Here is a 21,500-nt window from a genome sequence, read left to right on the forward strand (position 1 = left end):
GCTGGAGACATGGCGGACCAGACGGAGATCGTGGTGCATCCCGTGTCGCCGAAGGGCGGACGTAAGGTCACCGTGCACGCGCTGGGGGTGGACGCCGACCTCGGCCGCGCCCACTCGCCGGCCGACGTGTCGGAGTTCCTGCGGCGGGCGGGCCTGGAGGACGTGGACCTGTCGCAGGACGGGCCCATCCGCTGGGAGGGCGGCGGCCCCGAGGTGTGGCGGCGCCCGGCCTCGTGAGGTGCCCGGCCGCGTGAGGCGCGCGGACACCTCGGGCGCGCGGCTGCGCAGGGCGCGCGGCGACCCTCCCGTGGGGAGGCCGGGAGGGTCGCCGGGCCCGGTGGGGTCCGGCGAGGGCCACGGTAGACCCGCCGGGCCGGGCAGCGATAGGCATATGACAGCGACATCCGGCGGCCGTCGGGCCGGGCGGGCGGGGCTCCCGGTCCGGCGACCGGCCGGGTGACCTCGCGGCCGCGTACGGCGGCGTCGGACCGGCCCCCGGGCGAGGATGCACGGGTCCGTTCCCGATTCCCCGCGGTTTGGAGTCCTCCGTGCTCGAACGCAAGCGCCTCAAGGGCCGTACCCAGGTCACCTTCATCCTTCCCGAGCACACCCCGGACGGACCGGTCAGCGTCGTCGGCGACTTCAACCACTGGAACCCCGCGGCCCACCCCCTGGAGTCGCGCGGCGACGGCACCCGCGCCGCCACCGTGGCCCTGCCCGTCCACAGCGCGCACTCCTTCCGTTACCTGGCGGCCGGCGACTACTGGTTCAACGACGAGCACGCCGACAGCCACGACGGCAGCAACAGCCGACTGCACACCTGACCGGCCCGGCCGGGGCCCGGCCGCCCGGCGGGCGGTTCCGCATGGCGGCGGCGGGCCCGGGCAGACGGTGACGAACGGTCCCGGGTCTGCGCGCGGGACGGCACGACGAGACAGCGATGGGTGGCCGCATGCGAAGCGTGGGCGTGGAGGAAGAACTGCTGCTGGCGGACGCGGACAGCGGGGAGCCCCTGGCCGTGTCGGGAGCCGTGCTCGCCGCGGCCGACCGGGCCGACGCCGCCGGCGAGGGGCCCGGTACCGGCGGTGAGGGCCACACGTTCGAGGCGGAGCTCCAGGAGGAGCAGGTCGAGTTCGCCACGAAGCCGGTGTCGGACATGGGCGAGCTCCAGGACGAGATCGTCCGCTGGCGGGCCGAGGCCGCCCGGCACGCCGCGGCGGCGGGCGCGGTGGTGGCGGCGCTCGGCACCTCCCCGCTGCCGGTCCGGCCCTCCATGTCCCCGGGCCACCGCTACGACTGGGTGACGCGCCAGTTCGGCATGACCGCCCAGGAGCAGCTGACCTGCGGGTGTCACGTCCACGTGTCGGTCGACTCCGACGAGGAGGGCGTCGCCGTCCTGGACCGGATCCGGCCGTGGCTGCCGGTGCTGACCGCGCTGAGCGCGAATTCGCCGTTCTGGCAGGGCGAGGACACCCGGTACGGCAGCTACCGCAGCCGGGTGTGGAACCGGCTGCCCGCGGCCGGGCCCGTGGACGTCTTCGGCTCCGCGGCCCGCTACCACGCCGAGGTCGGGGCCATGGTGGATTCGGGGGTGCTGCGCGACAAGGGCATGGTCTGGTTCGACGCCCGGCTGTCGGCCACCTACCCGACGGTGGAGGTCCGCGTCGCGGACGTGTGCCTGGACGCCACGACGCCCGTCCTGCTGGCCGCGCTGGTACGGGGCCTGGTGGAGACCTCCGCCCGGGCCTGGAAGGCCGGGGAGGCCGCGCCGCGGGTCAGCACCGGCATGCTGCGGCTCGCGTCGTGGCAGGCGGGCCGGTCGGGACTGGACGGTCCGCTGCTGCACCCCGGGACCCTGCGCGCGACCTCGCCGGAGACCGCCGTCGAAGCGCTGCTGCGGCACGTGGGCGACGCCCTGGCCGACTCCGGCGACGAGCAGCTCGCCCGGAGCGGCTGCGCCCGGCTGCTGGAACTGGGCAACGGCGCGCGCGTGCAGCGGGAGCTGCTGCGGTCGGAGGGGGACCTGGCCTCGGTCGTCCGCCACTGTGCGCGCAGGACCACGGACGGCGCGGACCGGGTCGGCTGATCCGCCGGGCCGTCCGCCCCCGCCCGCCGTCCGCGCGGCCGGCTGCGGCTACCGGCCCCTGACGTCCCACGGGGGCGCGGTGGCGGTGGGACCGTACAGCTCGTAGTAGTCCTGGAGCAGCCCGGACTCCTCCAGGACGGCATCGGCCCACGCGGGGTCGAGGCCGGGCGGGGCCTGTCCGGCGGCGACGGCGCAGGCGCCGGTGAGCATGCCCGCGTAGACGAGGTCGGAGTGCAGGTTGCTGATGCTGTCCGTCTCGTGGAAGTTGACGGGGCGGCCGCCCGCGAGCACGGTGACGTCGACGCCGCCGGGCAGCGTGTGGGTGCGGGACGAGGGGCGGGCCTGCGGGCCCGAGGTGCGGTCCCGGGCGGCGAGGGCTTCGAGGGCGGGGAGGTCGAACTCGATGTCGCGGCTGCTGACGCTCGCGAGGTAGGCGGGGCGCCGGAGGGCTTCGAACTCCCGGGTCGACATGCTGGTGCGTCCGGTGGCTCCGAAGACGAGCAGCGGTTCGTGGCGGGTCAGCAGGGTGCTCAGGTCGCGGGAGGTGACGTAGCCGCTCTCGTGGGCGTTGATGAGCTGGAGGATGTCGGCGTCGTGGACGGCGACCCGCATGCGGCGCTGGGTGAGGAGCGCGGCGATGTGGGCGCCCACGTTGCCGTGGCCGATCACGAGGGCGGGCTGCCCTTCCGTCTTGAGGGCGGGGAGCAGTTCCAGGGCGGTGGCGACGGCCTTCTCGGCTATCCAGTACGACTCGATGCGCCCCTTGAGGCGGGACTGGGCCACCGAGAACACCGGGAAGGGCAGCTCGGCCTCACGGCCCCGGAGCTTGTAGATCCCGGACATGGTCTGTTCCACGACCCCGGTCCACTCCCCCGCGTCGGCGCCCGCGCAGGGCCGCGTACGGGCCTGGTCCAGCAGCGCGGGGGCGACGTAGCCGCCGTCGTCCAGGGCCAGGCAGCGCAGCCCCCGGCGGCGGGCGCGTGCGGTGTGCTCGGCGACGGCCCGGGGGTCGGTGGCGTCCACCACGCGGACGCCCTGCTCCTCCAGGTGGCCGTGGACGCGGTGGCGCCACTGGTACGCGTAGTCCTTGCGCAGGACCGTCATCGCGTCGAGCGGCGCCCCCAGCTCGGCGAGGCAGCGTACGAGGTGGACGAGGTCGGTCAGGAAGTGGCCGGTGACCAGCACCGCGGAGCCGGCGAGCGGCTTCGCGCGGCGCAGCCGCGCCACGGCGGCGTTCATGAGCGGCAGCTCGCCCGCGACCCGGTCCGTCTCCGGCGCGGAGAGGGCCTGGCGGTGCCAGATGTCGGCCCAGCGGTCCAGAGAGGCGGCCGGGGGCTCTGTCGTGCCGCGTCCCGACAGGCGCAGGTTCAGCCGCAGCAGGGACGGTCCCGCGGTGTCGTGGCGCATGTCGGTGGAGACGAACATCGACGCGTGCAGGCCCGGTTCGAGCCGTGCCGTGAGCTCGCCGCCGGCGTGGCCCAGCACGGCGTCCGGTCCGGCGGCGGCGCACAGCCGGCGGGCGGCGGCGCGCAGCAGCCGGGGGCCGTCGGCGGCGTCGGCGGTGACCTCGACGGCCGTCGCCGTGAAGGAGACCAGGCCGTCGGCCGGCCACGGCGCGTGCGGGACCGGAGGTCTGACGGTGGTGACGGTATTGAATTCCCGGTCCATTTCGAAATTCCTATCCGTTTTCCCTGACAGCGATTATCGGCTTGTCCGAGAATACGGTCGGCCCGGAAAATGCTGCGGCATTATCGCTGGAATCCTCCTGGAATTCCTCTGGAACCCGGGGCGCGAGCCCATTCCGGCGGGTGCCCGATGGACGACCATGGCCCGTGCACCGCGCGAACCGCGCGGACCCACCGTCCGCAGGAGGACTCCGTGCCCACGGCGCAGCAATGGATCGACGCACTCGGCCTGGAACCGCACGTGGAGGGCGGGTACTTCAGGCGGACCTTCCAGTCCGACCACCGCCCCACGATCGCGACGCCCCACGGGGACCGCTACACCCTCACTTCCATTCACTACCTGCTCACCAAGGGCTCTCCGGTCGGGCACTGGCACCTCAACCGGTCCGACATCCTGCACTTCCACCACCACGGCGATCCGGTCACCTACCACCTGATCCATCCCGACGGCCGGCACACCACCGCCGTCCTCGGCCAGGATCCGGGGCGGGGGGAGCTGCTCACGCTGGCCGTCCCCGGGGGCGTGTGGAAGGCCTCCCACCTGGCCGCGGGGGACCACGGGCTGATCAGCGAGGCGGTGGCCCCCGGTTTCGACTTCGCGGACATGACCCTGGGCCGGGTCGACGACCTGACGGCGCGCTTCCCCGAGCACGCCGCGCTGTTCCGCCGCTTCTGCGGTCCGGCGCGGCCGTCCGCCGGGAGCTGATCCGGGCGGGACCCGGGGCCCGCCCGGGCGCGGCGGGTCAGCGCGGCGGCGACCAGAAATCCGTCAGGCGGCCCGCGCCGGGGGTCAGGGCGTCCCAGCCGTCCGGCAGGTCCACCACCACGACCCCGGAGGTCGGGAAGCCCTCGGCGAGCCGCTCCCGCAGCTTGCGCGGGCCCGACCCGCACAGCGCCGAGGCCAGCTCGTGGATGCCGGGGTTGTGCCCGACCAGGGCCACGCACCCGAGGCCCGCCGCCCGCTCCGCCAGTACGCGGACCAGCGCTTGGGGCGTCGCCGCGTAGAGCCGCCCGTCGTGCACGGCGGAGGGCGGCCCGGCCAGTTCCGGGACCAGCAGCTGCCAGGTCTGCCGCGTGCGGCGCGCCGGGGAGCAGAGCGCCAGCGCGGGTGCGTGGCCGGACTGCGCCAGCCAACGGCCCGTCCGGTGCGCGTCGGCGCGGCCGCGCTCGCTCAGCGGGCGTTCGGCGTCCTCGGCGGGGTCCCCCTTGGGCACCGCCTTGGCGTGCCGCACCAGCAGCAGCCGGCACCCGCCCTCCCCTCCGGTGGCCGGGGAGTCCGGGTGTGACGCGGGGCCCGGGGTCATCGCCGTCTCCTTCGCCGCGGGGTACGGGTACACGGCCATGGTGCGGCGCTCCGGGACGGTGTGCACCCCCACCCGGGGCGGGGGGCGTGTGCCAACCTGTCGGGACGGCCCGTGAGCGAAGGGAAGTCCCGACCGTGGTGCACGTACTGGGCAGCAGGATCCTCTTGACCCCGACCGATCCGGAGCGCTCGCGCGCGTTCTACGGCGACACCCTCGGGCTCGCCGTCCACCGCGAGTTCGGGACCGGTCCGGAGCGCGGCACGGTGTACTTCCTGGGCGGCGGCTTCCTGGAGGTGTCGGGGCGCGCCGAGGAACCGTCGGCGCCGGGGCTGCGGCTGTGGGTCCAGGTGGCCGACGTGCGGGCGGCGCACGAGGAGCTGAGCGGCCGGGGCGCCCGGGTGCTGCGGCCGCCGGTGCGCGAGCCCTGGGGGCTGATCGAGATGTGGGTCGCCGACCCGGACGGCGTACGGATCGCCGTCGTGGAGGTACCGGCGGACCATCCCCTGCGCTACCGGCCCTGAGCCGCGCCGGGGTACGGCGCCCCCGCGCCCGCGCCCGCCGCCGGCGGGCGTCCGGGGTCGCGGCGGCCGGGTGCGGGTGATCCACTGGTCGGCATGGACGCGGACGCGGCGCACTCCCGGGCGGGAGCCGGGTGAGCGGGCGGCGGTGCGGTCCGCGGGCGTGGCTGTTCCCCGAGGGGCATCCCCAGGCGCGCCTGGGGCCGCTCCTGCTGGCGCTCACGTTCGCCAGCGGCCTGGTCGACGCGGTGAGCTTCCTGGGGCTCGGGCAGGTCTTCGTGGCGAACATGACCGGCAACGTGGTCTTCCTCGGCTTCGCGCTGGCCGGTGCGGGCGGGCTGTCCGCCGCCGGTTCCGCGACGGCGCTGGCGTCGTTCCTGGGCGGGGCCGTGGCGGGCGGGCGGTGGCGCTCCGCCCGCCCGGTCCGGCTGTTCGCGCCGCTGGTGGCCGGTCAGGCGGCTCTGGTCGGGGTGGCGCTGGCGGCCCTGACCGCAGGCCTGGGGCGGTACGCCGTCCTGGTGCCGCTGGCGGCCGGAATGGGGCTGCAGAACGCGGTGGTGCACCGGCTCGCCCTGCCGGACCTGACCACCACCGTGGTCACCCGGACGCTGACGGGGCTGGCCGCCGACCCCTGGCGGCCGGCCGGGGCGCGGCGCGGGCTGTCGGTGGCGGTGCTCGCCTGCGGGGCGCTCGCCGGTGCTCTGCTGCACTCGGGTGCGGGGCCCTCATGGGTACTGGGGCTCGTCCTGGTGCTGCTGGCGGCGGTCGCCGCGGTGGCGGGGAGATCGGGGTGGCGGAGCGCCGGGTGACGGGCTGTCAGCGCTGCGGGCCCGGTCATCGGTAGGTGACCGACACGCGCTCGAAGCCCAGTGACCTCAGCAGGCCCTCCAGCATCAGCGTGGTGTTCTTCTCGGCGCGCTGCGTCAGTCCGCTGTCCCGGGCCGCCGTCCCGATGCGTTCCACCGCGACCTTCTGGACGGCCTGTTCGCCCGCCGGGTTGCCCGAGAAGAGGTCGCCGAGCCGGTCCAGCAGTCCGCGCTGCTTGGAAACGGCGTACGAGCGCGCCGGATCGAGGGCGGGAGCGCCCAGGGCGGCGTGCGGCAGGCGCAGGACCGCCTCGGAGCGGTCCTCGTCGACCGATACGGCCCGCTCGTCGAGGCCGCCCAGCTCCACGTACGCGGAGACGGAACCGGCGCCGACGTACAGGGTCCGCGTACCGCGCACGGCGTCGGGCAGGAAGGGGGCGTCGTGCTCCAGGTCCACCACGACCTGGTAGTCGCCCGCCGCGCCCTCGAAACGGCTCATGTCGCGCAGGGACTTCAGCACGGCCGGTCCGGTCCGGTCGTGGGTGCGCGTGCCGAAGAGGTCGCCCAGGGCGGGCAGGGCGAGGAAGCGGCCGGCGAGGACCAGCAGGGCGGCCAGGACCACGAGCACGGCGAGGGCCCGGACCGCCCGCCGCCGGATCCGGCGCGGCCGGCCGGTCCGCCCGGCGCCGCCGGATCCGGGGCCGGATCCGGCGGCCGGTGCGGTGTCGTGCGCTTGGATGTCCATGCAGAGCGGATGCCCCGTCAGTTCATGGTCACCCCTTGCCTTTCGGAGGTGGTGAGGGCCAGCCGGGGCAGGGCGTCGGGGTGCTCCTCCGTCAGCCAGGTGACCAGCCCCTCGCGCACGGCGCACCGCACGGTCCACAGGTCGGAGGCGTCCTTCGCGGTCACGACGGCCCGGATCACGATGGTGGAGGGGGTGGTCTCGGTGACGGCGAGGTCCCAGTCCCGGCCGTCCCATTCGGGGCAGCCCAGCAGGATCTCGTGGAGCCGGTCGCGCATCCGGCCGACGGGGGCGCTGTGGTCGCAGTGCAGGAAGACGGAGCCGGTCATCTGGGCGCCGCCCCGCGACCAGTTCTCGAAGGGGCGGTTGGTGAAGTAGGAGACGGGCATGGTGATGCGGCGCTCGTCCCAGGTGCGCACGGCGAGGAAGGTGAGGGTGATCTCCTCCACCACCCCCCACTCCCCCGCCACCACGACGGTGTCGCCGATGCGCACCATGTCGCCGAAGGCGATCTGGAAGCCCGCGAAGATGTTGCCGAGGGTGGACTGGGCCGCGATGCCGGCGACGATGCCGATGAGTCCGGCGGAGGCCAGTACGGAGGTGCCCAGGGCCCGGAATCCGGGGAAGGTCAGCAGCATCCCGGCCAGGGCGAGGACGGCCACGGCGGCGGTCACCACGCGCATGATCAGGCTGGCCTGCGTACGGACCCGGCGCACCCGGGCCGGGTCGCGGGTGCCCGTCGCGTAGCGGGCGTAGGCGGTCTCGACGATGGCGGAGGAGGTGTGCACCACGAGCCAGGCTCCGGCCCCGATGAGGGCGAGGGACAGGACGTGGGCGATCCCGGCGCGGTGCTCGGTCAGCGGCCGCCAGTCGATGCCGCCGTGCGCGGCCCGGAGCAGCCCGGAGAGCAGGGCGGCGAGCAGGACGATCTGCAGGGAACGGCGGCAGCGCCGCAGCAGTTGCCACAGCGGGGTTTCGGGGTGACGCGCGTCGGCCCTGCGCAGGAGGAGGTCGACGGCCCATCCGGCGGCGAGGGCGAGCAGGACGGAACCGGTCAGGGCGATCAGCAGTCGGACGACGGTGTTCATGTCTCCTCGGGGGGTGTCGTGGGCACGGACCGTGCGCGTCTGCCTCCCGGGCAGCGCGCGGCGCGCCCCCGCGGCGGCCCTGCCGGCGGGGCCACGGGCCCCGGCGGGCGCCGCGGGGCGCGCGTCGTGCTTGCCGGACGGTGGGCCGTTACGGGCGGGGCGGGGCGGGGTCGGCCGCGGTGCGCTCCTCGTCGCGCAGCACCGGGGTGATCTTGGCGGCGTGCACGGTGAGCCGCTGGATGCGCGTCTCGTGGTTCGAGGCGGTGGTGCTGGCGCCCTGCAGCCCGGCCGGGACGGCGTCGGTCAGTTCCCAGGTGGTGACGACCGCCCGGCCGGTGGCGTCCGGCTCGTCCAGGGTCACGGACCGGGGCCGGACCGGATCTTCGCCGAGGGCCCAGGCGGCAGCGCGCGGGGTGTCGGTCAGTACGCAGCCGGTGAAGGTCAGCGTGAGTTCCTGACCGGGCAGGCCGCCGTCCCCCTGGGGGCCGAGGCCCTGCACTTCCTCGCAGGTGAAGCGTTCTGCGTCGACGGTGATTCCGAACGGGGCGGGATGCTGGGTGAAGTGGTCCATGGGCCCGCGCCTGCCCGGGCCCCGCCGCCGTATGCGGGGCGTCCGGTCAGTCGTGGCGGCCGCGGCCGTCGTCCCGGTGCCGGTGCGCCCAGGGGTGGCGCAGCCGGATCCAGATGTCCCTCGCCTGCCGGCCGGCCGCGGTGCGGCTGTGGGCGACCAGGCGGTCGGCCTCGTCCGCGGTCTCCACCATGGGTCCGGATCCGCGCAGCGGCTTGCCCGCCGTCTCGTGCAGGAACAGCGTGGACACGAAGCCGATGACCCCGGCCGCCATCAGGTAGTACGCCGGGACCATGTCGTTGCCCGTCAGCTCCACGAGCGCGGAGGTGAACAGCGGTGTCGTGCCGCCGAACAGGGAGACGGAGATGTTGAAGGCGATGGAGAGCGCGGCGTAGCGCAGCCGGGTGGGGAACAGGGCGGGCAGCGTGGAGGCGGCCGTGCCCGCGAAGCAGACGAGCAGCAGTCCGAGGACGGCGCAGCCCAGGGCGGGCAGCAGGATGCCGCCCGCCCTGATGAGCAGGAACGCCGGCACCGCCAGCACGATGAGGGCGACGCTGCCGGCCAGGAAGACCGGCCTGCGGCCCCAGCGGTCGGAGGTGTGGCCGACGGTCGTGATGGTCAGGACGACGAGCAGCATGGTGCCCAGCACGAGCAGTTGGGCCGTGGTGTCGTTCTGGCCGAGGGTGACGGTCATGTACGTCGGCAGGTAGGAGGTCACCATGTAGTTGGTGACGTTGTACAGCAGGACGAGGCCCATGCAGATGAGCACCGCGTGCCAGTGCCGGGTGAAGATCTCCTTGAGGTTCCCGCGGGCCGTGGGCGGTGCTTCCGCGGCGGTGTTCCCGGCCGCGCCGGCCTCGGCCCCGTCCTCGGCGGCGCCCTCGGCGGCGGCGTAGGCGGCCTCCTTCTTGAAGGCGGGGGTCTCCTCCAGTTTCAGCCGCATGTAGAGGCCGATGAGGCCGAGCGGGCCCGCGATGAAGAAGGGAATGCGCCAGCCCCAGTCCTGGAGGCCCTGGTCGCCGAGGGTGAGCGTGAGGATCGTGACGAGGCCCGAGCCGAGGGCGTAGCCGACGAAGGTGCCGAAGTCGAGCCAGCTGCCGAGGAATCCGCGCCGCCGGTCGGGGGCGTACTCGGCGATGTAGGTGGTGGCTCCGGCGTACTCGCCGCCGGTGGAGAAGCCCTGGACGAGCCGGCACACGAGGAGCAGCAGCGGCGCCAGGAAGCCGACCGACGCGTAGGTGGGCAGGAAGCCGACCGCGAAGGTGCTCGCCGCCATCATGATCATCGTCGCGGCGAGCACCTTCTGGCGGCCGATCCGGTCGCCGAGGGGGCCGAACACCAGGCCGCCGAGCGGGCGGACCAGGAAGGCCGCGGCGAAGGTGGCGAAGGTGGAGACGACCTGGGCGCCCGGGGAGCTGGACGGGAAGAAGACCTTGCCCATGGTCCCGGCGAGATAGGCGTAGACGCCGAAGTCGAACCATTCCATGGTGTTGCCGAGTGCCGCGGCGGTCACCGCGCGGCGCACCTGGGGCTGATCGGCGACGGTCACGTCCTCGCTGCTCAGCGCCCGCTTGCGACGGCGCAGCAGCGTACGCAGCATCCGGTCGGTGCTGGCGTGCCCGCTGCGCGGCCCGGGCGGGCGGCGAGTGGGTCCTGGCATGGTGACGGCCTCTCTGCCGGGGTGCTCCGCTGCGCCGGTGAGCTCCCATGTTCCGGCCCCGTACGGGGTTCGGCACGTCGGCTCGTCCGTCCGGGTGGGCGTACGGTCGCGGCCCGGCGGACGGGGCGCGGCGGACGGGGCCGGGCGGCGCGGGGCGGGCCGGGCCGGGCGGGATCAGCGGCGGACGGCCTAGGCTCGCGGCATGGATCATGAGGACACCGGGCCGGCCGGGGCCGGGACCGGGCGGGCCGACGACGACACCGCCGCCGCCGAGCGGGCCGCCGCGGGCGCCGCGCGGCTCAAGGAGCGGCTGTACGCGACCATCACGATGATCTCCGTGGTGATCGGTCTGGCCGTGTCGGAGCACGCCGACGCCGTCGGCACCACCGCCACGGTGCTGACCGCCGCCGTCGGCCTGTGGCTGGCGAGCCTCGTCGCCGATCAGCAGGCCCACCGGGTGGTCCACGGGCGGCTCGCCACGGGGGCGGAACTGCGGCGGATGCTGTGGGTCGGCGGTCCCCTGCTGCTGTCCGCCGTCGGGCCGCTGATCCTGATCGGCGCCTCCGCGCTCGGCGTGATGGAGCTGCGCACCGCCCTGTACGCCGCGGCCGGGGTGAACGTCGCCAGCCTGTTCGCCTGGGGGTGGTACGGCGGCGTCCGCATGGGCAGCGGCCCGACGATCGCGGTGCTGGCCGGCGCCCTCGACGCGGCGATCGGCCTGGCCGTGGCCCTGGTCAAGGCCGCCGCCGGGCACTGAGCGCCAACGCGTTCCAGGATCATTCGCCGATCACCGAAACAATCGGGCATCCTGGATGCATGAATGACGTGCATTGCGGAACCCCCGCCGACGGGCCCGCCCCCGCGGCCCGGCTGGCCGCCTTCGCCGCCGCCCTGGCCGATGAGACCCGGGCCGCGATCTGCATGACCCTGCTGGAGGGCCGCGCGTGGACGGCGGGCGAGCTGGCCCGCATCACCGCCGTGGCGCCCTCCACCGTCAGCGGCCATCTGACCCGGCTGCTCGACGCGGGGATCTGCGTGACCGAGCGGCAGGGCCGGCACAGCTACGTGCGCATCGCCGACGCGGCCACGGCCCGTCTGGTCGACGAACTCGCCTCGCACGCGATCCCGGACCGGGACGGAGCGCACTCCGTACCCGTCGTCGCCGCGCCGGACCCGCTCGCCCGCGCCCGGACCTGCTACGACCACTTCGCCGGCCGGCTCGGCATGGCGGTGACCGACGCGATGGGGCGGCGCGGGCTGCTCCGCACCGAGGGCGTGTTCGAGCTGACGGAGGACGGCCGGGCCTGGTGCGCCGCCGCCGGGGTCGGCCTCGCCGAGGCGGGGCGCAGGCCGCTGGTGAGTTCCTGCCTGGACTGGACGGAGCGGCGCCGCCACCTGGGCGGCCTCACCGGGGCGCGGCTGTGCGCGCGGGCGCTGGAGGGGAAGTGGGTGGTGCGCCCGGCGGGCGGCGGCCGGGGGCTGGAGGTGACGGCGGCCGGGGAGCGGGCCTTCGGCGACCTGCTGGGACTCACTCCCGGGGCGTGGCGCTGAGCACGGCGACCGCGATGCACATCCGCTCAATATTTCGGTCGACACCGAAATGTTTCGGTTCTAGGGTGAGGGCATGACGTTCCGCCCGAGTCTCCTTCCGCCCGGTGTGCTCACGGTCGGCGCCGTTTCCTTCACGGTGCTCGCCTGGGCCTCCGCCTTCGTCTCCATCCGCAGCGCCGGCGCCGCCTACTCCCCCGGCGCCCTGGCCCTCGGCCGGCTGCTGGCCGCCTCCCTGGTGCTGGCCGTCCTGCTCCTCGTACGCCGCCAGGGCCTGCCGCCGCGCGGGGCCTGGCGCGGCATCCTGGTCTCCGGCGTGGTGTGGTTCGGCGGCTACACGGTCGCGCTGAACTGGGGCGAGCGCCTCGTCGACGCGGGCACGGCCGCCCTGCTCGTGAACACCGGTCCCCTGCTCATGGCGCTCCTCGCCGCCCGCCTCCTCGGCGAGGCGCTGCCGCCGCGACTCCTCGCGGGCATGGGGGTCTCCTTCGCCGGGGCGGTGGTCGTGGGGCTGTCCATGTCCTCCGCCGACAGCGGATCGACCTCGGTGCTCGGCGTCGTGCTCTGCCTGCTGGCGGCCGTGGCCTACGCGAGCGGGGTCATCGCCCAGAAGCCCGCGCTCTCCCACGGCAGCCCCTTGCAGATCACCGCGTACAGCTGTCTGATCGGCACCGTGGCCTGCCTGCCCTTCGCGGGACGGCTGTTCCACGAACTGCCCGCGGCGCCGCTGTCCGCGACCTTGAACATGGTCTATCTGGGCGTGGTCCCGACCGCCCTCGCCTTCACCACGTGGACGTACGCGCTGGCGCGCATGCCGGCGGGCAGGCTCGGCGCGACCACGTACGCGGTTCCGGCCCTCGTCGTCCTGCTGAGCTGGGGCCTGCTCGGCGAGGTGCCCGCCTGGCTGACGCTGCTCGGCGGGATGCTCTGCCTGACCGGAGTGGCGGTGTCGCGGTACGCGCCGCGCTCCGCCCGCGAGGGCTCGGCGGCCCCCGACGACAGCGCGCCCCGCGACCTCCCGGCGCACGCCCCCTCCCACGAAAGGCTCACCTCATGAGGATCCTCACGGTCGGCGCGGGCGCCGTCGGCGGCTTCTTCGGCGCCCGGCTCGCCGCCACGGGCCAGGACGTCTCGTTCCTGGTCCGGCCGGCCCGTGCGGAGGCGCTGCGGGCCCGCGGCCTGCGCGTCGAGGGGCAGGGGGAGACGCTCCGCCTCGCGCCGCGCCTGGTGACGGCCGACGCCCCGGGCGGCCCGTACGACCTGGTCCTGCTGTCGGTGAAGGCGACCGCGCTCGACGCCGCCCTGGCGGACATCGGCCCGGCCGTCGGCCCCGGCACCGCCGTGGTGCCGCTGCTCAACGGGATCGCCCACCTCGACGCGCTCGTCACGCGCCTGGGGGGCGCGGCGGTCCTCGGCGGAGTGGCGAAGGTGGTCACCACCCTGAACTCCGAGGGCGACATCCTGCGCATGGCTCCGCCCGCGGTCGTGCTGACCGGTGAGACCGACGCCCGCCCCTCCGCCCGCGTGGACGCGATCCGCGCGGTGCTGACCGGGGCGGGCATCGACTCGCCGGAGACCGGGGACATCGTCGCGGCCATGTGGCACAAGTGGGTGTTCATCTCCACCCTGGTCTCCCTGACCTGCCTGATGCGCGGCACTGTCGGGGAGGTGAACGCCGTTCCGGGCGGCGCGGAACTCGGGGCGGCCCTGCTCGCCGAGGCAGCGGCGGTGTCGGAGGCCGCCGGGCACCCGGTCCCGGAGGCCGAGCGGGCCTTCACCGAGGCGACCGTCACGACCCCCGGATCCCCCCTGACACCGTCCCTCTACCGGGACCTCGTCGCAGGGGCGCCCACGGAGGGTGACCACATCCTGACCGACCTCACCGTCCGCGCCCGCGCGTGGGGGGTGGCCACCCCGCTGCTGGACCTCGCGGCGCTGCACCTGCGCGTCCACGAGGGACGGCTGGCGGCGGACCGCTGACGGGCCGGGCAGCGCGGGGGCGGCCCGGCCCCGCGGTACCGATTCAGCCGGCGGTGTCGATGCCCGTGACGATCGCGGGCCCCAGCGGGGCGTCCTTCTCGGCGAGGCCCGACTCGGCGAGCGCGGAGGCCGCCATGCGCAGGGCGGCCCCTTCCGCCCGGCTGCGGTCCGCCGCCTCGATTTCCAGGCGCAGGCAGAAGGTGCCGTCCTCGTTGACGGTGAGCAGGCCCAGCTCCTCGACCTCCCTCAGGTCCGAACGGGCGGGGTCCTGCCCGCGCAGCCGCCGCGCCAGCTCGTCCCGTACGGCGTCCGGCACGTCGGTCAGGAACGTTCCGGGCACGGTGATCACGTAGGCGGTCACGAAGGCCTCCTCGAAGGTCGCTCGGCCGGGCACCGCGCCGCGGCCGTACCGAGCGCCTGCCCGCAATCCCGGCTTCGACACGGAGGGGCACCGTCCGGAAGCCGGCCGTGAGGTGTCCGGCGGCCCCGGCCGTTACGGTGGCGGGATGGAACAGCGGATCAGCCTGGTCACCCTGGGCGTGAGCGACCTCGCCCGTGCCAAGGCCTTCTACGCGGCGCTGGGCTGGCGGGGCACCGAGGTCGAGGAGACCGTCTTCCACCAGGCGGGCGGCCTGGCCCTGGTGCTGTGGGACCGGGGGAAACTGGCGGCGGACTGTGGTCTGCCCGAGGCCCCGGCACCGGCACCGGCCGGCTTCGGCGGGATCGCCCTCGCCCAGAACGTCCGTACGGACGCCGAGGTGGACGCCGTCCTCGACGCGGCCGCGCGGGCAGGCGGCCGCGTCACCCGGACGGCCGCCGTCAACGCGATCGGCTTCTACTCCGGGGTCTTCACGGACCCCGACGGCCACGCGTGGGAGATCGCGCACAACCCCGGTTTCACCCTGGCCGACGACGGCTCCCTGATCCTGCCCGACCTCGAGACCGGGTGAGGTGACGGCCCGTCGGGGCGGCCCCGCCCCGGGGGCGTCAACCCGGCGGGCGGGGGCAGACGCGCCGTATGACTCCGTATCCGTTCACCTTCCAGGCCCTGACCGCAGTGCCCGGCCCCGCCTGGATCCACCTGGTCGTCATGGCCTTCGCGCTCCTGGTCCTCGTACGTTCGCTGGCCCGGCACCGGTAGGACCCCTCCCGTCCCGCCACCCGGGGGCTATCCGGCGCGCACGGCCTCCAGGACCCGGACACCGAGTTCCAGCGCCTCGTCCGGTTCGCGGACGCAGCGCTGGAGGTCGACGAAGCAGCCGTCCGCGCCGGTGTCCCGGATCCCCTCCAGGACCCTCGCGATCCGCTCGCAGGACGTGCCCGGTTCGGCGTTGAAGCGGATGCTGCGGCGCAGCGCTCCGGGATCGCGGCCGGCCTCCTCGGCGGCCCGGACGGCGGTCCCCCAGAGCCCGCCGAGCACCTCGGGCGCCACGACGGTGCCGACCCAGCCGTCCGCCCGGCGCCCGACGCGGCGCATCGCGGCCGGTGAGAAGCCGCCCAAGTAGACGGGCGGGTGCGGGCGCTGGAGGGGGCGCAGGCCCACGCGGGCGCGCGGGATGCGCCAGTGCGGCCCCGCGTGCTCGAACTCCTCCCGGGTCCACAGGCCCAGGAGGATGTCGAGGAACTCGTCGAGCAGCTCGCCGCGCCGGGCGAACTCGGCGTTGACGGCGGTGTATTCGTCGCGCATCCAGCCGATGCCGAAGCCCGCGTCCAGTCTGCCGCCGCTCACCCGGTCCAGCGAGGTGAGGCTGCGGGCCAGCAACAGGGGTGGGTACCAAGGGGCGTTGAGGGTGCTCGTGCCGAGCCGGACCCGGGTGGTCGCGGCGGCGGCGACAGTCAGGACGGTGAGCGGGTCGAGGAAGGTCCGGTACTCGGGCGGGTACGGGTCCTGCCCGGTGTGGCCGGGGTAGCGGTCGCCGGGCTCCACGGGGGCCAGCGAACGGTCCCCCACCCAGAGCGAATCGAACCCGGCGCCCTCCGCGTCGCGCGCGAAGCCCGCGACGCGGTCCGCTCGCGCATGGGTGCCGTACTGGGGCAGTGCGATGCCGATGTCCATGCCCCCCATCGTGGGCACGGGGCGGCCCGGGACCCCAGAGGCCACATCCGTGACACGTGTCACACGCCGACCGGGCCGGGGCGGCCGGGGGCCGGGCCGGACGCCCCGGAACACGCCGTAGGTCAGGTGAATGCCCGTCGGGAGGGGCGCGCAGGCGGTGTGATGCCGGGGTTCGACTTTCCGTCATCGACCTTGGAGTGACATGCGCATTCGAACCGCGATCGCCGCCACCGTCCTCGCCGCGGCCGGCATCCTGGGCGCCTCCGGTGCCGCCGTCGCCGATGCCCACGCCGAGGGCGCCGCCATCGGCTCCCCCGGCATCCTCTCCGGCAACGTCATCCAGGTGCCGATCCACATCCCGATCAACGTGTGCGGCAACAGCGTCAACGTGATCGGCCTGCTCAACCCGGCCGTCGGCAACACCTGCGTCAACGCCTGATCCCCGCGCGGCCGTACCGGCCCGCGTGCCCCGCCCGCCCGGGAAGGACGGCCCCGTGCCGCCCCGGGCGGGCGCCGCGGGCGCGGACCGGGGCGGCCGGACGGGGCGGTCAGCGGTGCAGCTGCCGCGTCCAGTCCTGTGGGACCCGGTCGCCAGGGCCCGGCACGGACTGGCCGGCCGGGTGGGCGGCCGGGGGCGCCAGGGCCGGGCCGGACTCGTACATCTCGTCGGTGCCGTAGTTCCAGAACCACTCCTCGCCCGGTTCGAAGCTCTGCACCAGGGGGTGGCCGCTGGACTTCCAGTGCGCGGTGGCGTGCTGCCCCGGGGAGGAGTCGCAGCAGCCGATGTGGCCGCACTGAGCGCAGCGCCGCAGGTGGAACCACCAGCCGCCCGCCGCGTCGCAGTCACCGCAGCCGGGTCCGTCGGGCGCTGCGCCGGGGTCGATTCCGCTGATCTCGCTCATACGGGCTCCTCGGGGTGGTGGGTCGCGGTGCGCGCGGCGTCAGGCACGGTCGGGGTCGGCTTCGGGGTCGGGGTCGGGGTCGGTCAGCGGCAGCAGGACCTGGAAGCGCGTGTCGCCCGGTGCGGACTCGACCTGGAGGCTGCCGTGGTGTTTGTTGACGACGATCCGCCAGGAGATGTCCAGGCCGAGGCCGGTGCCCTCGCCGACGGGTTTGGTGGTGAAGAACGGGTCGAAGATGCGGCTGCGGATGTCCGCCGGGACGCCGGGTCCGGTATCGCGGAACTCCACCAGCAGCCGGTCCCCTTCGCGGGCCGTGCGGACGGTCAGGGTGCCCTCGCCGCCGGTGCTCTCGATGGCGAAGACGGCGTTGTCGACGAGGTTGGTCCACACCTGGTTGAGTTCGGCCGGGTACGCGGGCACGTCGGGCAGGGTGCGGTCGTAGTCCTTGACCAGCCGGATCCGGGGGCCGATCTTGCCGGACAGCATCAGCAGGGTGCTGTCGAGGAGTTCGTGGACGTCGACGGAGCGGTGCGGTGCGCGGTCGAGCTGTGAGTACTGCTTGGCGGCGTCCACGAGGTGGGAGATCCGGGTGGTGGAGTCGTCGATCTCGTCCATCAAGAGCTCGGTCTCGACCGTGTAGTTGAGCCAGCCGATCGCGCCGGGGAGGATGTCCTCGGCCACGGTCGCGGCGACCTGTTCCAGCCAGTCCGTGTCCAGTCCGGCCTGGACGAAGGTCGGCGCGATGCGCCAGCCCTCGGCGATGCCGTGGTCATCGAGCCAGTCGGTGAGCTGGTCCTCCCGGTCGGAGGCTTCCAGGGGGCTCAGGACCGGTGCCTTGGCGACGCGTTCGGCCGTGCGCTCCTGGATCTCGATCAGTTCGGCGAGCGCCTCGCGGGAGTAGGGGCCCTGGGCGATGACGGCCAGCTTGTGGCGCATCTTGCCCACCCGTTCCCGCAGGGTCGCGGTGGCGCGGACGGCCGCCGCGGCCGGGTTGTTGAGCTCGTGGGTGAGCCCGGCGGACAACGAGCCGAGGGCCAGGAGCCGTTCGCGCTGCCCGATGGCCCGCTGGGTGTTCTTCGAGCCGAAGAAGAGCCCTTCCAGCAGGTGCGCGGCCATCGGGAACCACTCCCGCATGACGTCGGCGAACGACTGCGCGGGCAGGACGAAGAACCGGGTGGGCTCGGTCACCCGCATGGAGTTGGTGTACACCTGCGGCACCCGGTCGCCGAGGTAGGCCTGCATGGCCCCGGAGTACACCCCGCGCTGCGAGGTGCGGCCGACCTCCACGTCGTCGGCGCCGACCCGGCGGGACATCACGACGGTGCCCTCGATCATCACGTAGAAGCAGGTGGCCGGGTCCCCCTCGGTGTACACCGGTCCGGCGTCGAACCGCTCCACGCGCCCCTCGGCGCAGAGCCGTCCCAGCTGCTCCGGGGAGAGCTTCTCGAACAGGAACAGCGTGGCGATCTCCTGTGGGCTGCACGGCATGACCCGGCCGCTCATGACTGCTCCAGGTACCGGTGGACGAGCATGACTGCCATGGCTCCCTCTCCGACGGCCGACGCGACGCGCTTGGCGGACTGGGCCCGTGCGTCGCCCGCCACGAACACTCCGGGAACGTTGGTCTCCAGGTGGTAGGGCGCCCGGTCCAGTTCCCAGGCGGCGGGCGGCCTTCCGTCCGGGGTGAGGTCCGGTCCGGCCAGGATGAAGCCGTGCGCGTCGCGCAGCACGGTGCCGTCCAGCCAGTCGGTCAGGGGGGCCGCGCCGATGAAGACGAACATCCACTGGGCGTCGACGAGTTCGGTCGTGCCGCTGTCCACGTCGCGCAGCGTCAGCTGCTCCAGGTGCCCGTCGCCGTGCGCGGAGTCGATCACCGTCCTGGTCCGGACGGTGATGTTCGGGGCTTCCTCGATCTGCTGGACGAGGTAGTACGACATGGACGCCCTCAGGGACTCCCCGCGTACGAGCAGCGTCACCGATTTCGCGCCGCGCGCCAGGTACATCGCGGCCTGTCCGGCGGAGTTGGCGCCGCCGACGATGTACACGTCCTGGCCCTGGCAGGAGGCGGCCTCGGTGAGCGAGGAGCCGTAGTAGACCCCGCAGCCGGTGAGGTCGTCGCAGCCCGGGGCGTGGAGCTGACGGTACGAGACGCCGGTCGCCAGGATGACGCTGTGGGCGGCGATGGCCGTGCCGTCGGAGAAGCGCACGACGCGGGCGGCCCCGTTGACCTCCAGTCCGGTGACCTCGCGGGCGGTGAGGATCTCGGCCCCGAAGCGGCCGGCCTGGCGGCGGGCGCGGTCGGTGAGCTGGGCGCCGGACACGCCGTCGGGGAAGCCCAGGTAGTTCTCGATGCGGGAGCTCGCTCCGGCCTGCCCGCCGGTGGCCGACCGCTCGACCAGTACGGTGCGCAGCCCTTCGGAGGCCCCGTAGACGGCCGAGCCGAGTCCGGCGGGGCCGCCGCCGATCACGACGAGGTCGTAGAAGTCGGCGGCCGGCGTCGTGGCGAGACCGACGTGGGCGGCCAGCTCGGGCGCCTCCGGTTCGACCAGGACGGAGCCCTCGGGGGTGATCACCAGGGGCAGCCGCCGGCCGTCGGCCCCGGCCGCCTCCAGCAGCCGTAGCCCCTCGGGCTCGTCGGAGGAGTACCAGCGGTAGGGGACCTGGTTGCGGGCGAGGAACTCCCGGACCGCGGAGGAACGCGCCGACCAGCGGTGTCCGACCACCTTGGTGGCGGGGACGGGCCGGTAGTCGCTGGAGCGCCAGGCCGTGAGCAGGTCGTCCACGACCGGGTAGAGCTTCTCCTCCGGCGGGTCCCAGGGCTTGAGGAGGTAGTGGTCGAGGTCGACGACGTTGATGGCGTCGATCGCGGCGTTGGTGTCGGCGTAGGCGGTCAGCAGGACGCGCCGCGCGCCCGGGTACACGTTCAGGGCCTGTTCGAGAAACTCGATGCCGTTCATCTGCGGCATCCGGTAGTCGGCCAGGATGACGGCGACGAGGTCGCCGCGGAGTTTGAGCTCGCGCAGCGCCTCCAGCGCGGACTCGCCGGATTCGGCGCGCACGATCCGGTACGAGGCGCCGTAGCGGCGGCGCAGGTCCCGGGCGACGGCGCGGGAGACCCCCGGGTCGTCGTCCACGGTCAGAATGACGGTCCGCGCTGTGTCGGCGACCTCTGCCATACCTCTCCCACCCGAGCGGCGGCGCCCCCGAAGTGGTGGCACGGCGAGCCGCCCGGCGCCGGTTCCCGCCCATCGTATGTTCCATCCCCCCGACCCGCTCCGGGACCGGGGCCCCGCCGGACCGTACGCGCCGCCGGGACCGCCGACTGCGGGGCCCCGGCGGCGGGTGACGGGCCGGTGGTCGGGCCGGAGGAGGGCCCGCGTACCGGGCTACTGCGGCGGGGGCGGAGGCGGGGTGCCGCCCTGACCGTCGTTGCGCAGCTGCTCCTTGAGCCTCTCCTGGGCCATGTCGACCTGGCCGCTGTACTTGCCCTGGGTCTTCCCGTCCACGAAGTCGCCGGCCTTGTCGATGCCCTGTCCGGCCTGGTCCTCGTGGCCCTTCAGCATCTGCTTGAGCTTGTCCATCATCGACATGAGGATTCCTTCCGCCGTGATCCGACACCTCCAGCATCGCGGGCCGTTCCGGAAACCGCATCCGCGCGCCGCAGGCGCAGGATCCCGCCGGATTCCAGGGCCGTGCAGAGCGAGCCGTCCGCTGCGAACACGAGGCCGTGCGGTTCGCTGCCGGGGTCGGGCAGGGGGTGTTCCGTCAGGTGGCCGTCCGGCGTGAGGGAGCCGATGCGGCCGCTCGCCCACAGCGTGAACCACAGCGAACCGTCGGCGGCGGCGGTGATCGCGTGCGGGCGGCAGGCGGGGGCGGGGAGCGGGAATTCGCTGATCCGCCCGGCCGTGGTGATGCGCCCGATCCGGCCCGCTCCGATCTCGGTGAACCACAGGTCCCCGTCGGGGGCGGCCGTGATGCCCACCGGGGCGGCGCCGGGCGTGGGCAGGGGGTGGAGCGACACCTGCCCGTCGGGGGTGATCCGGCCGATGGCGTCCGCCCGGTTGAGGGTGAACCAGAGGGCGCCGTCACCCCCCGCCGCGATCATGGAGGGGAACGCCCCGTCGAGGCCGGGGAGCGGGTGTTCCGCGACGTTCCCGCCGGTGTCGATGCGGCCGATCCGGCCGGTGCTCGACTGGGTGAACCAGAGCGCGCCGTCCGGACCGGCCGCGATGCCGTACGGGCCCGCTCCGGACGTGGGCAGGGCGTACGACCGGGCCCGCCCGTCCACCTCGATCCGGCCGATGCGGTCGTCGCGCATGCGGGTGAACCAGAGCGCGCCGTCGGGGCCGGCGGCGATGAGGGCGGGGCCGCAGGAGTCCGCGTCGAGCGGGAACTCGTCGAGCCGCCCCCCGGGGGTCAGGCGGGCGATGCGGCCGGCGTGCACGAGGGTGCACCACACGGAGCCGTCGGCCCCGGCGGCGAGGGCGTACGGGCCCGAGGCCGGGTCGGCGACGGGGAAGAGGCGGTCGACGGTGAGGGTGTGGGGCACGGGGATCC

26 protein-coding genes are annotated in these 21,500 nt (G+C 74.5%); 13 read left to right on the forward strand and 13 right to left on the reverse strand.

Going from position 1 to position 21,500, the window contains the following annotated elements; translation table 11 throughout:
* Positions 1-9 precede the first annotated feature (9 nt).
* From ACGFXC_RS05305 to ACGFXC_RS05315, 3 genes are all read left to right on the forward strand, one after another.
* Entirely contained in the window at positions 10-237 is a 228-nt protein-coding gene (locus ACGFXC_RS05305; protein ID WP_393709701.1) for a hypothetical protein, read from the forward strand.
* 311 nt (positions 238-548) lie between these two features.
* Positions 549-824 carry an isoamylase early set domain-containing protein gene (locus tag ACGFXC_RS05310; protein WP_393709703.1) on the forward strand — a complete coding sequence of 92 codons (276 nt, stop codon included), beginning with the start codon at positions 549-551 and terminating at the stop codon, positions 822-824.
* 128 nt (positions 825-952) lie between these two features.
* Positions 953-2,086: a glutamate--cysteine ligase gene (locus tag ACGFXC_RS05315; RefSeq protein ID WP_393709705.1), complete on the forward strand. Its 1,134-nt coding sequence runs from the start codon at positions 953-955 to the stop codon at positions 2,084-2,086.
* A gap of 48 nt (positions 2,087-2,134) precedes the next feature.
* Here ACGFXC_RS05315 and ACGFXC_RS05320 read toward each other — a convergent pair whose 3' ends face one another.
* Positions 2,135-3,754 carry a hypothetical protein gene (locus ACGFXC_RS05320; protein WP_393709707.1) on the reverse strand — a complete coding sequence of 540 codons (1,620 nt, stop codon included), beginning with the start codon at positions 3,752-3,754 and terminating at the stop codon, positions 2,135-2,137.
* 210 nt (positions 3,755-3,964) lie between these two features.
* On the opposite strand from ACGFXC_RS05320, the gene ACGFXC_RS05325 reads away from it, so the two are divergent.
* Positions 3,965-4,477: a cupin domain-containing protein gene (locus ACGFXC_RS05325; RefSeq protein ID WP_393709709.1), complete on the forward strand. Its 513-nt coding sequence runs from the start codon at positions 3,965-3,967 to the stop codon at positions 4,475-4,477.
* Positions 4,478-4,514: 37 nt separating this feature from the next.
* On the opposite strand, the gene ACGFXC_RS05330 is transcribed toward ACGFXC_RS05325, so the two are convergent.
* Positions 4,515-5,114 carry a SixA phosphatase family protein gene (locus ACGFXC_RS05330; protein WP_393709710.1) on the reverse strand — a complete coding sequence of 200 codons (600 nt, stop codon included), beginning with the start codon at positions 5,112-5,114 and terminating at the stop codon, positions 4,515-4,517.
* Positions 5,115-5,209: 95 nt separating this feature from the next.
* Between ACGFXC_RS05330 and ACGFXC_RS05335 the strand changes: the two genes are divergently transcribed.
* Entirely contained in the window at positions 5,210-5,596 is a 387-nt protein-coding gene (locus ACGFXC_RS05335) for a VOC family protein (protein ID WP_393709712.1), read from the forward strand.
* A gap of 131 nt (positions 5,597-5,727) precedes the next feature.
* The gene (locus tag ACGFXC_RS05340) at positions 5,728-6,402 is read left to right on the forward strand and encodes a YoaK family protein (RefSeq protein ID WP_393709714.1); all 675 of its coding nucleotides are present in this window, start codon (positions 5,728-5,730) and stop codon (positions 6,400-6,402) included.
* Positions 6,403-6,427: 25 nt separating this feature from the next.
* Here the strand turns inward: ACGFXC_RS05340 and ACGFXC_RS05345 are convergent, their stop codons facing one another.
* From ACGFXC_RS05345 to proP, 4 genes are all read right to left on the reverse strand, one after another.
* A complete protein-coding gene (locus tag ACGFXC_RS05345) occupies positions 6,428-7,144 on the reverse strand; it encodes a DUF4230 domain-containing protein (protein WP_393709716.1) in 717 nt (238 codons plus the stop codon).
* A 17-nt stretch (positions 7,145-7,161) separates the two neighbouring features.
* Positions 7,162-8,229, reverse strand: a complete 1,068-nt coding sequence (locus tag ACGFXC_RS05350; RefSeq protein ID WP_393709718.1) for a mechanosensitive ion channel family protein — start codon at positions 8,227-8,229, stop codon at positions 7,162-7,164.
* A gap of 148 nt (positions 8,230-8,377) precedes the next feature.
* Positions 8,378-8,800, reverse strand: coding sequence for a hypothetical protein (locus ACGFXC_RS05355; protein ID WP_393709720.1), 423 nt, complete (start codon positions 8,798-8,800; stop codon positions 8,378-8,380).
* Between the two features lie 46 nt (positions 8,801-8,846).
* Complete coding sequence (proP, locus tag ACGFXC_RS05360) at positions 8,847-10,397, reverse strand: glycine betaine/L-proline transporter ProP (RefSeq protein ID WP_393710889.1); 1,551 nt, start codon at positions 10,395-10,397, stop codon at positions 8,847-8,849.
* Between the two features lie 262 nt (positions 10,398-10,659).
* Between proP and ACGFXC_RS05365 the strand changes: the two genes are divergently transcribed.
* The 4 genes from ACGFXC_RS05365 to ACGFXC_RS05380 all read left to right on the forward strand — a co-directional run bounded on the left by ACGFXC_RS05365 (position 10,660) and on the right by ACGFXC_RS05380 (position 13,985).
* Complete coding sequence (locus ACGFXC_RS05365) at positions 10,660-11,214, forward strand: hypothetical protein (RefSeq protein WP_393709722.1); 555 nt, start codon at positions 10,660-10,662, stop codon at positions 11,212-11,214.
* A gap of 59 nt (positions 11,215-11,273) precedes the next feature.
* A complete protein-coding gene (locus ACGFXC_RS05370) occupies positions 11,274-12,008 on the forward strand; it encodes an ArsR/SmtB family transcription factor (protein WP_393709724.1) in 735 nt (244 codons plus the stop codon).
* A 73-nt stretch (positions 12,009-12,081) separates the two neighbouring features.
* Complete coding sequence (locus ACGFXC_RS05375; protein ID WP_393709726.1) at positions 12,082-13,062, forward strand: DMT family transporter; 981 nt, start codon at positions 12,082-12,084, stop codon at positions 13,060-13,062.
* Positions 13,059-13,985: a 2-dehydropantoate 2-reductase gene (locus ACGFXC_RS05380; RefSeq protein WP_393709728.1), complete on the forward strand. Its 927-nt coding sequence runs from the start codon at positions 13,059-13,061 to the stop codon at positions 13,983-13,985. Before ACGFXC_RS05375 ends, ACGFXC_RS05380 begins: the two co-directional genes overlap by 4 nt.
* Positions 13,986-14,028: 43 nt before the next feature.
* On the opposite strand, the gene ACGFXC_RS05385 is transcribed toward ACGFXC_RS05380, so the two are convergent.
* On the reverse strand, positions 14,029-14,346 hold the full coding sequence (locus tag ACGFXC_RS05385) for a hypothetical protein (protein WP_393709730.1): 318 nt from the start codon (positions 14,344-14,346) through the stop codon (positions 14,029-14,031).
* 145 nt (positions 14,347-14,491) lie between these two features.
* On the opposite strand from ACGFXC_RS05385, the gene ACGFXC_RS05390 reads away from it, so the two are divergent.
* Both ACGFXC_RS05390 and ACGFXC_RS05395 read left to right on the forward strand, forming a co-directional pair.
* Positions 14,492-14,935 carry a VOC family protein gene (locus ACGFXC_RS05390; RefSeq protein ID WP_393709732.1) on the forward strand — a complete coding sequence of 148 codons (444 nt, stop codon included), beginning with the start codon at positions 14,492-14,494 and terminating at the stop codon, positions 14,933-14,935.
* A 68-nt stretch (positions 14,936-15,003) separates the two neighbouring features.
* Complete coding sequence (locus tag ACGFXC_RS05395; RefSeq protein ID WP_393709734.1) at positions 15,004-15,126, forward strand: hypothetical protein; 123 nt, start codon at positions 15,004-15,006, stop codon at positions 15,124-15,126.
* 27 nt (positions 15,127-15,153) lie between these two features.
* On the opposite strand, the gene ACGFXC_RS05400 is transcribed toward ACGFXC_RS05395, so the two are convergent.
* A complete protein-coding gene (locus ACGFXC_RS05400; RefSeq protein WP_393709736.1) occupies positions 15,154-16,041 on the reverse strand; it encodes a TIGR03619 family F420-dependent LLM class oxidoreductase in 888 nt (295 codons plus the stop codon).
* 202 nt (positions 16,042-16,243) lie between these two features.
* Here ACGFXC_RS05400 and ACGFXC_RS05405 point away from each other — a divergent pair, with 202 nt between their 5' ends.
* Positions 16,244-16,480: a chaplin gene (locus ACGFXC_RS05405; protein WP_393709738.1), complete on the forward strand. Its 237-nt coding sequence runs from the start codon at positions 16,244-16,246 to the stop codon at positions 16,478-16,480.
* Positions 16,481-16,589: 109 nt separating this feature from the next.
* Here the strand turns inward: ACGFXC_RS05405 and ACGFXC_RS05410 are convergent, their stop codons facing one another.
* The 5 genes from ACGFXC_RS05410 to ACGFXC_RS05430 all read right to left on the reverse strand — a co-directional run bounded on the left by ACGFXC_RS05410 (position 16,590) and on the right by ACGFXC_RS05430 (position 21,498).
* On the reverse strand, positions 16,590-16,943 hold the full coding sequence (locus tag ACGFXC_RS05410; RefSeq protein ID WP_393709740.1) for a UBP-type zinc finger domain-containing protein: 354 nt from the start codon (positions 16,941-16,943) through the stop codon (positions 16,590-16,592).
* A 39-nt stretch (positions 16,944-16,982) separates the two neighbouring features.
* On the reverse strand, positions 16,983-18,446 hold the full coding sequence (locus ACGFXC_RS05415) for an ATP-binding protein (protein WP_393709742.1): 1,464 nt from the start codon (positions 18,444-18,446) through the stop codon (positions 16,983-16,985).
* On the reverse strand, positions 18,443-20,119 hold the full coding sequence (locus ACGFXC_RS05420; RefSeq protein ID WP_393709744.1) for an FAD-dependent oxidoreductase: 1,677 nt from the start codon (positions 20,117-20,119) through the stop codon (positions 18,443-18,445). The genes ACGFXC_RS05415 and ACGFXC_RS05420 overlap by 4 nt, the downstream gene beginning before the upstream one ends.
* Positions 20,120-20,329: 210 nt before the next feature.
* Positions 20,330-20,533, reverse strand: coding sequence for an antitoxin (locus ACGFXC_RS05425; protein WP_393709746.1), 204 nt, complete (start codon positions 20,531-20,533; stop codon positions 20,330-20,332).
* Positions 20,524-21,498, reverse strand: coding sequence for a virginiamycin B lyase (locus ACGFXC_RS05430; RefSeq protein ID WP_393710890.1), 975 nt, complete (start codon positions 21,496-21,498; stop codon positions 20,524-20,526). The genes ACGFXC_RS05425 and ACGFXC_RS05430 overlap by 10 nt, the downstream gene beginning before the upstream one ends.
* Positions 21,499-21,500 lie beyond the last annotated feature (2 nt).

The organism is Streptomyces sp. NPDC048507 (assembly GCF_043199995.1).
Classification (GTDB): Bacteria; Actinomycetota; Actinomycetes; order Streptomycetales; family Streptomycetaceae; genus Streptomyces.